Source organism: Pseudovibrio sp. JE062 (assembly GCF_000156235.1).
Taxonomy (GTDB): Bacteria; Pseudomonadota; Alphaproteobacteria; order Rhizobiales; family Stappiaceae; genus Pseudovibrio.
This window is the reverse complement of the sequence record NZ_DS996805.1, coordinates 938,859-952,799: the sequence shown is the minus strand read 5'-3', so window position 1 is coordinate 952,799 and position 13,941 is coordinate 938,859. Positions and strand designations below refer to the sequence as shown.

The 13,941-nt window shown below is 51.9% G+C and carries 11 protein-coding genes; 7 read left to right on the top strand and 4 right to left on the bottom strand.

The annotated features are described in order from the left end of the window. The first annotated feature begins 223 nt into the window (after positions 1 to 223). Entirely contained in the window at positions 224 to 982 is a 759-nt protein-coding gene (locus PJE062_RS03965; RefSeq protein WP_157039038.1) for a protein kinase, read from the top strand. Here the strand turns inward: PJE062_RS03965 and PJE062_RS03960 are convergent. From PJE062_RS03960 to PJE062_RS03935, 4 genes are all read right to left on the bottom strand, one after another. Continuing rightward, complete coding sequence (locus tag PJE062_RS03960) at positions 936 to 1,886, bottom strand: hypothetical protein (RefSeq protein WP_208982127.1); 951 nt, start codon at positions 1,884 to 1,886, stop codon at positions 936 to 938. The genes PJE062_RS03965 and PJE062_RS03960 overlap by 47 nt on opposite strands. Positions 1,887 to 2,026: 140 nt before the next feature. Then, on the bottom strand, positions 2,027 to 3,202 hold the full coding sequence (locus PJE062_RS03950; protein WP_008546935.1) for a hypothetical protein: 1,176 nt from the start codon (positions 3,200 to 3,202) through the stop codon (positions 2,027 to 2,029). Between the two features lie 29 nt (positions 3,203 to 3,231). Beyond that, positions 3,232 to 4,617, bottom strand: coding sequence for a cytochrome P450 (locus PJE062_RS03945; protein WP_008547119.1), 1,386 nt, complete (start codon positions 4,615 to 4,617; stop codon positions 3,232 to 3,234). 365 nt (positions 4,618 to 4,982) lie between these two features. Continuing rightward, positions 4,983 to 6,029 (bottom strand): LacI family DNA-binding transcriptional regulator, encoded by a 1,047-nt coding sequence (locus PJE062_RS03935; protein WP_157039037.1) that lies wholly within the window; start codon positions 6,027 to 6,029, stop codon positions 4,983 to 4,985. A 459-nt stretch (positions 6,030 to 6,488) separates the two neighbouring features. Between PJE062_RS03935 and PJE062_RS03930 the strand changes: the two genes are divergently transcribed. From PJE062_RS03930 to PJE062_RS03905, 6 genes are all read left to right on the top strand, one after another. Beyond that, the gene (locus PJE062_RS03930) at positions 6,489 to 8,390 is read left to right on the top strand and encodes an ABC transporter substrate-binding protein (RefSeq protein ID WP_008546306.1); all 1,902 of its coding nucleotides are present in this window, start codon (positions 6,489 to 6,491) and stop codon (positions 8,388 to 8,390) included. A 97-nt stretch (positions 8,391 to 8,487) separates the two neighbouring features. Further along, positions 8,488 to 9,474, top strand: a complete 987-nt coding sequence (locus PJE062_RS03925) for an ABC transporter permease (protein WP_008546926.1) — start codon at positions 8,488 to 8,490, stop codon at positions 9,472 to 9,474. Positions 9,475 to 9,480: 6 nt separating this feature from the next. Next, positions 9,481 to 10,623, top strand: a complete 1,143-nt coding sequence (locus PJE062_RS03920) for an ABC transporter permease (protein ID WP_008547204.1) — start codon at positions 9,481 to 9,483, stop codon at positions 10,621 to 10,623. A 12-nt stretch (positions 10,624 to 10,635) separates the two neighbouring features. Next, positions 10,636 to 11,634 carry an ABC transporter ATP-binding protein gene (locus tag PJE062_RS03915; protein ID WP_008546906.1) on the top strand — a complete coding sequence of 333 codons (999 nt, stop codon included), beginning with the start codon at positions 10,636 to 10,638 and terminating at the stop codon, positions 11,632 to 11,634. Between the two features lie 13 nt (positions 11,635 to 11,647). Continuing rightward, the gene (locus tag PJE062_RS03910) at positions 11,648 to 12,688 is read left to right on the top strand and encodes an ABC transporter ATP-binding protein (protein ID WP_008546281.1); all 1,041 of its coding nucleotides are present in this window, start codon (positions 11,648 to 11,650) and stop codon (positions 12,686 to 12,688) included. After that, positions 12,678 to 13,913 carry an HAD family hydrolase gene (locus PJE062_RS03905; protein ID WP_008547054.1) on the top strand — a complete coding sequence of 412 codons (1,236 nt, stop codon included), beginning with the start codon at positions 12,678 to 12,680 and terminating at the stop codon, positions 13,911 to 13,913. Before PJE062_RS03910 ends, PJE062_RS03905 begins: the two co-directional genes overlap by 11 nt. The last annotated feature ends 28 nt before the right edge of the window (positions 13,914 to 13,941 follow it).

Here is a 13,941-nt window from a genome sequence, read left to right as displayed (position 1 = left end):
TAATGGGACTGGAAGTCCTAAAACTACCAAGTATTTGCGCATAATATTGGTAGAGGTTGCCAAAAGAGTGGTTAGCCCACTCCAGATGAAATCATAATATTCCGCAAGGTCATTTCATTGTGTGTACGGCATCGGAGGAACTGGTAATATCGTTATTAACTGGTTGACTTGATGGAGAAAAATAATCCTGCAACCAGAAGGTCTTGAGACATAAGAGGATATCGTGAACGAGCCTGCAAAGCGCACATCAACCAGCACTGTCAGGTTTTACAAGTGTCCCACGTCAAATCGCATGTTGGCGGAAAAGAAACTCATCTCAAAAACGGCGCCACAGCAACTTTTAATGCGTGAAGCAAAGGCGTTACAGCAGCTTGCCGGCTCGATTGCACCAACGTTTGTTGAGTTAAAAGAAGAGGGGGGGGAAATCAGTCTGATCATGGAGAAGATAGAAGGTGAAACCTTGTCCCATGTGCTGAAGGAAGCGTCACTTTCTTCTGGCGAGATGGCCAGACTTTGCAGCTGTCTGATTAAGACAATCAATCAGCTTTACAAGAATGGAGTTGCGCATCTGGATCTGGCTCCAAACAACATCTTACTCAGCAACCAGAGCGCGTATGGTATCGTTCTCTTGGATTTTGCCTACTGCGCTTTCGCTGAGGAATTGCCTTTTATGCGTCCACGCAGCAGCTTTGCCGGTCATTTGAACTATGCTGCACCGGAGCAGCTGGGATTGGGGTCCAATATGATTTCTGATAAGGCTGATCTGTATGCTTTGGGTCTGATCATTCGAGAAATCTTCGGATATCAGGACCATGTAAAAGACAACTACGATGACGCAATTGAGTTTCGCCGGTGCAGCCTTGATCTCCTTAAATTGCCGCCTGACTGGCGGCAAATGGTTACTCAGCTGCTGAAATTTGCACCAGATGAACGTGTCAGAATATTAACGCACAGCGACTACAGCACCGGGTCGTCGGTTTAATGTTAAGGGCAGCTGATAGCGCATAAGCAAGCCCGATTGCAGCCTCTGTTTTGGCAAACAGTCCGGCATTCAACCGAGCGGACGCCCGCAGTGATGCACGTGCAGATGCTCTGACAGAAATGCGGTTGGCATTCCGCAACCAGTCTGCCTGACCGATGTTCAGATCCAAATCACTCAAGTCAACTTTCGCGGTTGGAAGTTTCAGGTTGAGCTGCGGAAGCAATCTGGAAAAGAGGGCCAGTTTTGCTGTGATGCGCGCCCAAGCCTTGACGTTTCCTGAAAAAAGGCTTTCACCAAATGCCAGTTGAAGAAGACCAATGATGTTCAGCGCTGCGAGAATTTTGAAAGCGGCTTTCAAATCGAACTTGAAACCAAGGTTCCAACGACCAAAATCAGCCAGCATCTTGGCAAGAGCTTTCACATCAGCCTGAGCATGCATATTCAGGTTCTGCTTCAGCCCAAGATCAACGAGCCCAAGCAGTGGCAAGTTTATCCGTGCTTTCGGAAGAATGAGGTTCAACCGCCCTAGGTTCAGATTGAACGGGTTCAGTCCCAATCCTTTGATCTGCAAAATAAGCTGAGCAGCAAGCCCCAGTCTTGCAAGGATGTGTCCAGGCAGCTTCCCAAGCTGCAAAGCAAGCGGAAGCGCGAACTTTGCTGTCGTCTGCGCAAGCTTTTTCAGCTTTATCTTGGCAGCGGGCAGAGTAGCAGATTCAGTGACACGAAGCGCCAGATCAGCTGCGGCAGTCAAGCGGTGATTGATACTTGCGTTGAGGGCCAACAATTGCGCAAGGCTGAGAAAGTTGAAGGGGCGAAACCGCATGAAGAGATGAGCGGGAGTAACGCGAAGGGAAGGCCCTTTGATACGGGGAAGCGCTGTTGCCTCACCTGCTTTAAGGACCAAGGGCAGCAACAGGTTCAGATTTATGTCTGGAATAATGTCTGGGCAAAAACAGAAGCAAGGCAATGGGGTGTGCTCCTTCAGCTTGTTCCCGAAAACAAAGGTCGCCCCATGTTACATCACGCGCAACATGGGGCTGCTTATTAGACAGACATCTTCTGTTCGATATCTTTGAGAGCAGCTTCAATAGGTTTCTTGATTGAAACTGAGACCCCAAGCGGGTTCTTCTCAAGCAAATCGATCAGCTTGTCTGAGTTCATGTGATTGTTGAGCGTTGCGATACTTGCAGAGAGTTTTTTAGCGATAGCGTCTTTCTGCTTTGCATCAGCTGCACCCCATTCCTTCAGGTTTCCAATCACTGAGTCCAGATTCCCTTGCAGGACACTGGCAGCACCGGTGAGGGCTTGTGATGGACCTTTTGCTTTGATGAGACGCATGCGCGGATCGTCATGAGCTCCTAGTTTTGCAAGAAGGCTACCGATTTCCGCTTCAACATTTGCACGTTGAACTGTAAAGGCTTTGATCGCAGCAAATACTTCTTGCTGGTCAACCTTAGGTGCTTTAGGCGCCTGTGCCAGCAGAGCCAGAACGGCCTTCACTCCTGCCTGTGTGCCAGGATCATCTAGTGCTTTGACTGATGCCTGAACTGCAGCAAGTTGCTGTTTCAGGTTGCTGTCATACTCTTCGTCCACTCCAAGAGCGCGCTCGACCTTACTAGCGAGGGCAGCCAGAATGGCCGTGAGCTTGTCGCGAAGAATTTCTTCCTGAGCTGCATCTTCAGCCGCGGCTGCCGCTGCATCTTCTGCAGAAGTATCCTCATCGTCTTCGGTATCTTCCAGATTTTCGCCACTGGCAGCCAGCTCTTCATCGGTGAAGGCTTCATCACTGCCTGTGTCTTGAACCTCATCTGTTTCATGAGAGAAGGTATCCAGCAGATGATCTGGGGTCTCCGCACCTTCTTCCTCGGCATGATCAGAATGAACTACATTGCCGTCTTCATCCTTCACATGAATTTTGAAGTTCAGCTTCTGACTGATAAGGAACTTACGCATCATCTTGATAAGGCCTTGGGTCGGCGGCTTACCAATACATTCGATGGTCATTTCCTTACTTTTAATGGTCACAACCCCACACATACTCTTGGGGTTCTGAGTCTGCTTCTTCACCGCGACCAGAAGCATTTTGGGCTTCTTGCGTGGGTGGATCATTAAAGCGTCGTCTTCCTTTGGATTCTTGTTTGGAGAGTACGCAAAGTTGACTTCTTGTTTGCGAGCCTTCTGAATGCCTGCTTTGAGCTGTTGTAGTTCTTTAGCGTCCATTGGGTGACCTCGGTGTTTGACCTTCCGACCTACTTACTAAACTTCCTTTTGTGTACTTTACATAAAACTGGTCTCGACGGTTTTAAATAAAGAGTACTGTCCGGACGTACTTCATCTGTATTGACCGTTTCAAAATCAAACATACTACACAATCTCGCGATTACTTTGATGCCTAGGAAGGTGACGTAGCTGGCGCCCGTACACATTCTTGGTCCTAATCCGAACGGAAAATAACTTCCCAGTGTTGCCTTCGCTTCGCCGCGAGAAAAGCGATCCGGATCGAACATATCCGGGTTTTCCCAGAAGGAGCGGTGGCGATGGACAACCCATGGACTGATAATCACCATGGATTCCTTAGGGATGAGTGTGTCTCCCAGCGTGGTGTCTTCGCGAGCGATACGGGAGAGATACAGAACAGGCGGATAAAGACGCAGAACCTCTTTAAACACATCACGTGTGAAACGAAGGCGCGGCAAATGCTCGTAGGAGATGCGACCACAAGCGGTTACCAGCTGAACTTCGGTTCGGATGCGCTCCACAATCTCCGGACATTGGGCAAGAATATAGACTGACCAGCATAGCGCAGCGGACGTTGTTTCGTGGCTGGAGAGGAAAATACTCGCGACCTGATCAACAAGTTGTGACTTCGTAAAGCGCTTACCAGTGGAAGGAACACGTGCTTCTTGGAAGATCTGAAAGAAGTTCTGAGTGTTGGGCGGCTTGTTGTACATGTGCTCATCGATGATCTGGGAAATCACCGCACGCACGTTCTCAGCAGTCTTCAAAGCAGCCTCAGTAAAGGCCGGCTGACCTCCGCCGGAAAAACGTTTCAGATCCAACGCAGTCCCAGCAACTTCCTCCTCATACTTCATAATGGAGTTGAAGCACTGATGCTCCAGCTGAATCTCAATGGGCTTAGAGAACACACAGCGAAAATTGACGTCAGCCACGAGGAAATTGATTTCTTCAGCCAGTTTGATGGTTTGGCCGGTTTCAGAATAAGTCAGGAGCCGTTCCACAAAGGAACTCAGGGCTTCCTGCAAATAGCCAAATGAAATCCGAACGCTGGAGTTGGAGAAAATTGGTGCAACCATCTCATGCTGATCTTGCCAATCAACACCTTCGGCTGAAACAAGGCCGTTGTGCAGGATTGGCTTCAAAAGCTCAGCAATTCCGCCGCCTTTTGGGAAAATAGCTTGTTGTTCTTCTAAAACTCTGGACAGCAGCTTGGGCTCGTTCACAAGGAACTTGCGTGGATCATCATCATCGAACTGAAAAATCGCGCACTCGTAGAGCTCCTTAGGAATGACGCCAAGAGGGTCTGAGCTCAAATAATTGCTGAAGTTTCTCCAGCCTTCTGCGGCTTCTCCCGGATAGGGTGCTGGTGGTCGATATAATGAAATCTTGTTTTCCATTATCTACATTCATGTTGCGGCGGAAATTGGAATACTTCCGCACATTTCCCAACATCATCAGCGCGAGCCGACAGGAGAAGTAGGTGAGAACCCATGCGCAATAGTGCTTTGCGGGAATATAGAACAGCCCCCTTAGAGATTTGCTTTCGGGACTCTGCAAATTTTGTTTGATTACTAATCAAGAGAAAATACTCTGAGTAACCAATGGGTTTGGCCCTCTGAGCCGCACCCGTAAAAGCAAGCGCCATAGGGCTTTAGCGCTATTGGAATGAGCACGAAAGCCCAGGAAAAACCACTCGTAGGTGACGTTAGGAAATGTCTTGTAGCCTTACCTGAATCTAAAAGCAGGCAGCAAAAGCACTGGGTTACTCAGAATATGCTGGGTTTGGCGCGGCAGTGCTATTCCGCAAAATCAGACGGCAGCCGAGCTCGACGCGGCGTGCGCTCCGCTCTCCATCTGGCAAGGTCAACGCTTCTTCCAGAAGGTTCAGGGCCACGTGTCCGATCTCTTCCATTGGAACATGAATGGTTGAAAGAGATGGGTTTGAGAGCTCTCCGAATAACGCATTGTCAAAGCCCATAACAGACACATCGTTTGGAATGGAATATCCAAGGTTCTGCAAGGCCTTCATCGCCCCAAGCGCAACGTTATCAGCTGAACAGAAGAAGGCAGAGTAGGGGGCTGGGCCTTCGTGTTCACTCAGCCAGCGGCTGAAGTTTTCTTCCACCACATCCTGCTGATAATCGCCAACATCAATGATGTCTGAAAGGGGGGCTTCAAGCCCTGCCTGACGGTAGGCGTCCAGAAAACCCTCCATACGCTGCTTGGCAACGCGCCGGTTGCCCCAGGTCAACAAAGCAATCCGTTTGTGGCCCAGCTGAAGCAGATGATCTGTAGCAAGCTTCGCGCCAAAGCGATTGCTCGGTGCCACGGTGTCCACGCGCATGGACTGGTCCTGACCACTCAGGATTACGGCAGCGGATGGCAACTTGTACAGCATATCGATCAGGCACTGTCGGTCATCCTGCATCACTGCGATGCCTTGAGGTCTGTGCTTAGCGACGGCCTGAACAATGTTGTCCGGGTTGATCTCATCCTCTTCTTCAATCTGAGGAATAAGCCGAATGCCTCGGCTTTGGCATTCCTTCCTGAATGCGTTCAGCATGGTCCATGCCACGAAGTTCCGGTCAGATTTTGGGAAGGCTTTTTTTGTGCCAACAAGCAGAACGGTTGAGAGCAGGGAGATGGAAGCTTTGCGTCGTCTCTTCGCCAGATATCCTGTCTCACGAGCAATGCTCAGCACACGTTCCTGCACCTCACTGCCAATGGGAGCAGAGGCGTTTAAAACATGAGACACAGTGCTGATTGAGACGTTTGCGAGTTTCGCAATCTGCTTGATACCCGTTGTCACGAGACTTCCACCATACATCAATAGGACGGGCAATTATTGAATGAAAAACTTTTCATGTGCAACGCCCACGTGCGTGCTGTTGTGTATCACTGACACCAAGTAATTGATGAATCTGTCTTATCCAATAAATCAATTTTGGCTCAGATTTGAAACTTTATCACGGTCAAATAGTCAATAAGTAGTTGAAAATAAAAGATATAAATGCGATCAATCTACTTTGTGCTGAGGTTGAGGCAGATTGAGCTATCACCTAAATGCAGTCGCGAGAGCTAATCATGAAAAAATTTTCATAAAGTCGTCTTGTTGTCAAACGGCGCTCCTGTCATCTTCGCCGGGTAACTGATTGTCAACAAAGGCTGTATTCGGGCTGCCAAGTGCAGTGGTGCGGGCTTGTTGCATATATGGAAGTAACTCGTTTTGCCAGGGAGGATCTGGGAAGGCGAGTTGGGGGAGAATTTGATGAAGAGCGTTACACTCACGTCGATTGTTGCTTTGACGCTGCCGTTTTTGGCCGCCAATGGCTGGGCCTATAATGAGGCACCAATGCTCAAGCAACTGGTCGAAGCCGGTCAATTGCCACCGGTTGAAGAGCGCCTGCCGAAAAATCCACGCGTCATCCCGGTCTACGACAGCATCGGCATCTATGGTGGTGTCCTGAAGCGTGCCTTCAAAGGCCCAAGCGACCGCTGGGGACCAACCAAGCTCATGGAAGAGCGTGTGGTGGAAACCTACATGGACGGTGAGAAAAACCTGTCCCTGGTTCCGGGCTGGATCGGCGAATACTCGGTGAGTGAAGACGCCCGCGAGTTCACCTTCAAAATCCGCGAAGGTCTGCGCTGGTCCGACGGCGCGCCGGTCACCACTCGTGACGTACGCTTCTGGTATGAGGATGTGTTCCTCAACGAAGACCTGATGCCATCCATCAAGGCGCTTTACACCTCCAACGGTGTGCCAATGAAGCTGTCTTTTGCCGATGACTACACTTTCACCGTCTCTTTTGAAAAGCCATACCCGCTGTTCCTGACCGTTCTGGCCAAGGAAAGCACCGGTCGTCCGGGCCTTGATCGTCCGGGCTTTATCGAGCCATTCCACTACCTCAAGGACTACCATCCAACCCACGCAGACCCGGCCAAGTTGGACGCGGCCATTGCCAAATATGGCGCTAAGAAGTGGACCGATCTCTGGGACTCCAAAGGCCAGATCCAGGCCTGGTGGTTCAATCCGGATATGCCGGTTCTCACCGCATGGCGTGTGAAAACTCCTCCGCCATCTGACACCGTGGTCATGGAGCGCAACCCTTACTATTACGGCGTGGATGCAGAAGGAAATCAGCTTCCTTACATCGACCAGATCGAACACCGCCTGTTCCAGGACCCGGAAGCCATCAACTTCATGGCGATCCAAGGCGAAATCGACCTGCAAAACCGCCACATCAACGTAGCTGACTTCACGCTCCTAAAGGAGAACGAAGCCAAGGGTGATTACACCATTGAGAAATGGACCAAGGCACTCACATGGTCGATCATCCCGAACCTCAACTCCGCCGATAAGGTGAAGCAAGCACTGTTCGAGGATATCCGTTTCCGTGAAGCTCTGAACATCTCCGTAGATCGTGAAACCATCAACGAACTGGCGTTCTCAGGTCTTGGTGAATCTCGGCAGGCTTCCCCAATTTCTGGCTCACCGTTCTACGATGAAGAAGCGGAGACACGCTGGACTGAGTACGATCCGGATAAAGCCGCTGAACTTCTTGACGCAATCGGTCTCACAGAACGTGACGATGATGGGTTCCGCTTAATGTCTGATGGTCGCCGTCTCAGCCTCGTACTGGAAACGCGCTGGGACATACAGGGCGAGCTTTTGGAAGTGGTTCGCACTTACTGGCAGGACGTTGGTATCGAAGTGCTGGTGCGCATTATCGACCGCACGCTCTACCAGCAGCACGTTGATACAGCTGACTTCGATATGGTGCTCGATACCTTCGACCGTTCCTCTGTCATCACCGCTGATCCGCTCCGCTTCCTCGGTCGCTACGGATTTGCGCCAAGCTACTTCAACTGGTGGAGCACCAACGGCAAATCCGGTGAAGAGCCACCAAAAGATCACCCGATCCGTGACGTCTGGAAAGCATGGGAGAATGCCCAGACCGCTCACAGCCTGGAAGAGGCAAATGCCTACGCTCAGGAAATGGTGACATTGCACAAACAGTACGGCTGGCATGTGGGGCTCGTGGGTGAAACTCCAGCAGTCTATGTGCGCAAGAACAGCTTGAAAAACTTCCCTGCGGGGTTCGTCCACGACGACGCGTTACGCGGCGTTGGCCTCGCATATCCGCAGCAGCTCTATTTCTCCCAAGATTAAACTGCCTTGCGGTTGAGTTGGTGGCGGCGCTCCCGATGCCGCCACCGGCTCAATACTTCAAAGCTTCCTTGCAAGTACAACAAAACGGAAAAGGGAAATGGCAGGTTATATTGCGCATCGCCTTTTGTGGTCGATCCCGACATTGATCGTTATTACGATTGCCACATTCGTTATCATTCAGCTTCCACCTGGAGATTATGTAACGGCATACATTGCTGAACTGGTGGAAACTGGCGAAGTTATTGATGCGGAAACAGCTGCTCACATTCGTCATGAGTTTGGTCTGGATCGCCCAATGTACGAGCAGTTCCTGACCTGGATTGGCGGCATTCTGCTCCATGGTGACTTCGGACTGTCTCTTGACTGGAAACTCCCGGTTTCCGAACTGATCTGGGACCGCATCGGCCTCACACTGATGATCTCCGTGCTCTCATTGCTGATGACATGGGCGATTGCTATTCCGATCGGTGTCTATTCTGCGACCCGTCAGTACTCTTTCTTTGATCACCTCTTCACGGTTCTCGGCTTCCTTGGTCGCGGTATTCCGGACTTCCTGCTGGCCTTGGTGCTGATGTGGATGGGTTTCCTCTACTTCAACTTCCATGTCGGTGGCTTGTTCTCTCCGGAGTTCGAAAATGCTCCGTGGTCCATTGCCAAGTTTGTTGATCTGCTCTCCCACCTCTGGGTGCCGGTTCTGGTGCTCTCCACCGGTGGTGCTGCTGGCCTGCTGCGTATCATGCGTGCCAACATGCTCGAAGAGCTAGGCAAACCTTATGTTGAAACCGCCTATGCGCAGGGCCTCAGCGAGCGACAGGTTGTCTGGCGCTATCCGGTTCGCGTTGCGCTTAACCCGTTCATCTCAACCGTAGGCTGGGCACTGCCGGCACTCATTTCCGGTGATGTGATCACCGCTGTGGTGCTGAACCTGCCGACAACCGGTCCACTTCTTCTGCGCTCCTTGCAGAACCAGGACATGTATCTGGCTGGTGGCTTCATTCTCATACTTAGCGTCTTCACCATCATTGGCACGTTGCTTTCAGACATCCTGCTGGTGCTGACCGATCCACGCATTCGTCATTCGTGAGGCACTATGTCAGAGCAAACTCTTAGCAATACCGCTGTTGAACCTGCTGTAGAGGTGAAGGAAAACTCCTCTTACACCGCCAAGCCGCTGACATTGATGTGGTGGCGTTTCAAAAAACACAAACTGGCCTTGTGGTCTCTGGGCGTGATCATCGTGCTGTATCTGGTCGCTGCATTTGCAGGCTTCCTGGCACCGTATGATCCATTCAAACACAACCGGTTACATCCGTTCGTTCCACCTCAGTCCATCCACTTCTTCAGTGAAGATGGCACGTTTCAGGGGCCGTTTGTTTATGGCCTCAAGCGTCAGCGCGATCCGAACACCGCTCGTTTGTCTTTTGAAGAAGACACCAGCAAGATCAACCGTATCCGCTTCTTCGTGGAAGGTGACAAGTATAACTTCTGGGGCTTCATCCCAACCAAGCTGCACTTGTTTGGCGTAGAAGGGAAGCGCAATCGCATCTACATTCTTGGCACAGACAAACTTGGGCGTGATCTGTTCTCCCGTCTGGTCTACGGCGCCCGTGTCACGCTCTCTGTCGGCCTCATCGGTGTGTTCTTCTCCTTCGTGATCGGCATTACGCTTGGCAGTCTTGCAGGTCTCATTGGCGGAACTGTCGACACTATCATCCAGCGCATGGCAGAGCTTGTCCGCTCTATCCCAACCATCCCGCTCTGGCTTGGTCTAGCTGCAGCGCTGCCGGTAAACTGGGATCCGATCCTCGTTTACCTGCTCATCACAGTCATTCTGGCACTGATCGGCTGGACCAACCTGGCACGTGTTGTACGCGGTCACTTCATGACAATCCGTAATCAGGACTTTGTGCTGGCCGCTCGCCTGTCTGGTGCAACCAAAACCCGCATCGTGACCCGGCACATGCTGCCATCCATGACCTCCTATGTGATCGCAGCAATCTCTCTGGCGATCCCGGAGATGATCCTTGGTGAGACAGCGCTGAGCTTCCTTGGTCTGGGCCTGCGTCCTCCGGTCATCAGTTGGGGTGTGTTGCTTCAGGATGCTCAGAACCTGCGCTCAATCGCACTGGCTCCGTGGCTCCTCATTCCGGGCGTTGCGATTGTAGTGACAATCCTTGCTTTCAACTTCCTTGGCGATGGCTTGCGTGACGCTGCCGATCCCTACCAAAAATAAGGAGAACGGATCATGCAGGATGAAACCATTCTCGAAATCAATGATCTCAATATCTGCTTTGAGATGCGTGAGGGAACCGTCAATGCCGTAAATGGCGTCACCTTCTCGGTGAAACCGGGCGAAGTACTTGGCATCGTAGGCGAAAGTGGTAGCGGTAAGTCCCTGAGCGCACGCTCCATCATGAACCTGCTGCCCCGCAACGCAACGGTCACCAACGGCTCCGTGAAGTTCCGCAAAAATGACGGTGAAGTCGTCGACATCCTCGCTGAAAAACGCGAAAGCCGCAAAATGCGTGAGCTGCGTGGTGGTCATATAGGTATGATCTTTCAGGAGCCTATGACTGCCCTCAGCCCGGTGCATTCCATCGGCAAGCAGATCATGACAACGCTGAACCTGCACACAGACCTTTCCAAAAAGGCACAGGTGGAACGGGCTGCAGAACTGCTGGCTATGGTGCAGATGCCAAAGCCAATGGAGATGCTGAAGAAGTACCCACACCAGCTCTCCGGCGGTATGCGGCAGCGCGCCATGATTGCCATGGCTCTGTCCTGTAATCCAAGCCTGCTGCTGGCAGATGAACCGACGACAGCGCTGGATGTAACCACAGAAGCGCAAATCCTCGATCTCATCATGTCCTTGCAGGATGAGCTGAACATGGCGGTGATCTTCATCACCCATAACTTCGGTGTGGTGGCAGAAATCGCAGATCGTGTCTCGGTTATGTATCTGGGCAATGCGGTGGAAACGGCCTCGGTGGATGATATCTTCTATCATCCAAAACATCCGTACACCCGTGCGCTGCTGCAGTCCATTCCGCGTCTGGATGGTCAAAAACGCCGCCGTCTGCAAACCATCGAAGGCATGGTGCCGGATCCGTTCAACCTGCCAACAGGCTGCGTGTTCCATACCCGCTGTGCTGAAAAAATGGCAGGCAAATGCACAAGCCAGATCCCTGAGCTGACGCATTTTGAAAACGATCAGATGGCCCGCTGTCATCTCCATCAGGCATAAGAGCGATACTCCCATGACTAATTTTCATATACCTGATGATGCTCTGATCAGCGTTGAAAAGCTGCAGATGCACTTTCCCATCAAAAAGGGTTTTCTGGGCCGTGAGCTGGGCGCTGTTAAAGCCGTTGATGATGTGTCGTTTTACATCAGAAAAGGCGAGACCCTAGGCATTGTAGGCGAAAGTGGCTCCGGCAAATCCACCACGGCACGCGCCTTGCTGCGAGCCTACGAGCCAACCGGCGGCACAATCCGCTTTAAGGACCCAGCAGGCAACTGGCATGACCTGACCCACAAGAGCGAAGCAGAAATGCGTCAGCTCCGTCAGTACATGCAGATGATCTTTCAGGACCCTTACGCCTCACTCAATCCGCGCATGACGCTGTTGCAGCTGGTCAGCGAGCCGTTGGTCAATAACGGCATCACCAATAAGAGTGAGCTGGAAGATCGCGTTGCCGACTTGCTCATCAAAGTGGGCCTGCGTCCGGAAAATATGACCCGTTATCCGCACGCCTTCAGTGGCGGTCAGCGTCAACGTATCGGCATCGCCCGTGCTTTGGCTCTGAACCCGACCTTCATCGCAGCCGATGAATCCGTGTCCGCACTGGATGTATCCATCGCCGCGCAAACCATCAACCTGCTGCAGGATCTGCAGGAGCAGATGGGGTTGACCTATCTCTTCATCACCCACGATTTGAGTATGGTTGAGCACATCAGTGATCGCATCGGCGTCATGTACGCAGGCCGATTAGTGGAAGTGGCAGATACTGCAAGCTTCTTTGAACAGCCACTGCATCCATACTCAGAAGCATTGCTGTCCGCGATCCCGATCCCTGATCCAAAACGCGCCCGCGCCAAGAAGCGTGGACTCGTCAAAGGGGAGGTGGCCGATCCAGCGAACCTGCCAGTGGGCTGCGCATTTGCAAGCCGGTGCCCTCACGCATCCGAGCTTTGTCACATGTCCAATCCGGAATTGACTGAAACAGCAGAAGGCCGGTTCGTCCGCTGCCACCATTCTGCTGACCTGAAGCTACAAGGGGCCAACTATGACCAATAAAAACGGAAGCCTCATTGCCTTGAGGCAGGGTCTTCAGGAAACTGACGAACTCAATCTTGCGCGTAAGTTTGCACCAGTCCTGCGACTGGACAGATCCGAACCATGGCGTCCAACCGCGATCGGCTTTACTGTCTTCGCCAAAGCGGGCAAATCCCCAAGCAGCAAGTTTGAAATTGCACCCAAAGCTGACCGCGTCATCGAATATGCGATCTTCTGGGACTACGACATCCAGCATTTGTATGATCTGGAGCACGTCTGGGTTCATCTGAACGCGGAAGATCAGGTTATCGCTGTTGAAGCATCTCAGCATGGCAAGCGCGTTGAAATGAAAAACGGCGACGCTCTGCCGCTTGAAAATGGCCGCGTAACGCTATGGGCAGAACCTGGCAAACACGCCCATTTTGCATCCCGTGATGCCATGAAGGAACGTGAAGCACACACCCGTTACGAGTGCTCGTTGGGGGCGGGGCTACATGGTGTTCATATGGGGAATCCATTCTCGCAGGAGTTTGGTGAGGTCACTCCATATGAACACCGCCTCGCACGCCTGCAAATGCAGCGTTTGGTGCTGGAGCCATCCTACGGTGAAACACTGCGCTGGGATTGTGCTGAAGGCGATCTGCTGCCATGGGCTCGTGTTGAGAGCTGGATTCCGGAGCGTGTAAAGCACCTCATCAGCGACCTGCGTGAAACCCTTCCGCATTTCAAAGCCATCTTCCTGGATTGTGGTGACACACTCATCGATGAAGGCACTGAAATCAAAAAGGAAGGCAGCGATGTCGCTTATGGCGCTGAACTGCTGCCCTATGCCCGCGAAGCGCTGAACACGCTTGTTGCCCGTGGCTATCGTCTTGCCCTCGTGGCAGATGGCCCACGGGCAACCTTCGAGAACATTCTGGGACAGCACGATCTTTGGGATCACTTTGAAAGCCACACAATTTCAGGTGACGTAGGTGTGCTGAAGCCTGACTTCCAAATGTTTGGATCAGCAATGACATCACTCGGCCTGAGCGAAGCTGATGCACCGAACATCGTCATGGTGGGCAACAACCTTGAGCGTGACATCAAAGGCGCAAACGGAGCAGGCCACAAGAGCATCTTCCATAAATGGACGCAGCGCCGCAACGTGGTGCCGACGGATGCCAGTGAAGAGCCTACACGCACCATCGCCTCCCTTCATGAGTTAGTGAGCTGTATCGAGCAGATCGAACTGTCGCTCTCCTGAAACCCTGAGAAATACCCCATTTACAAGG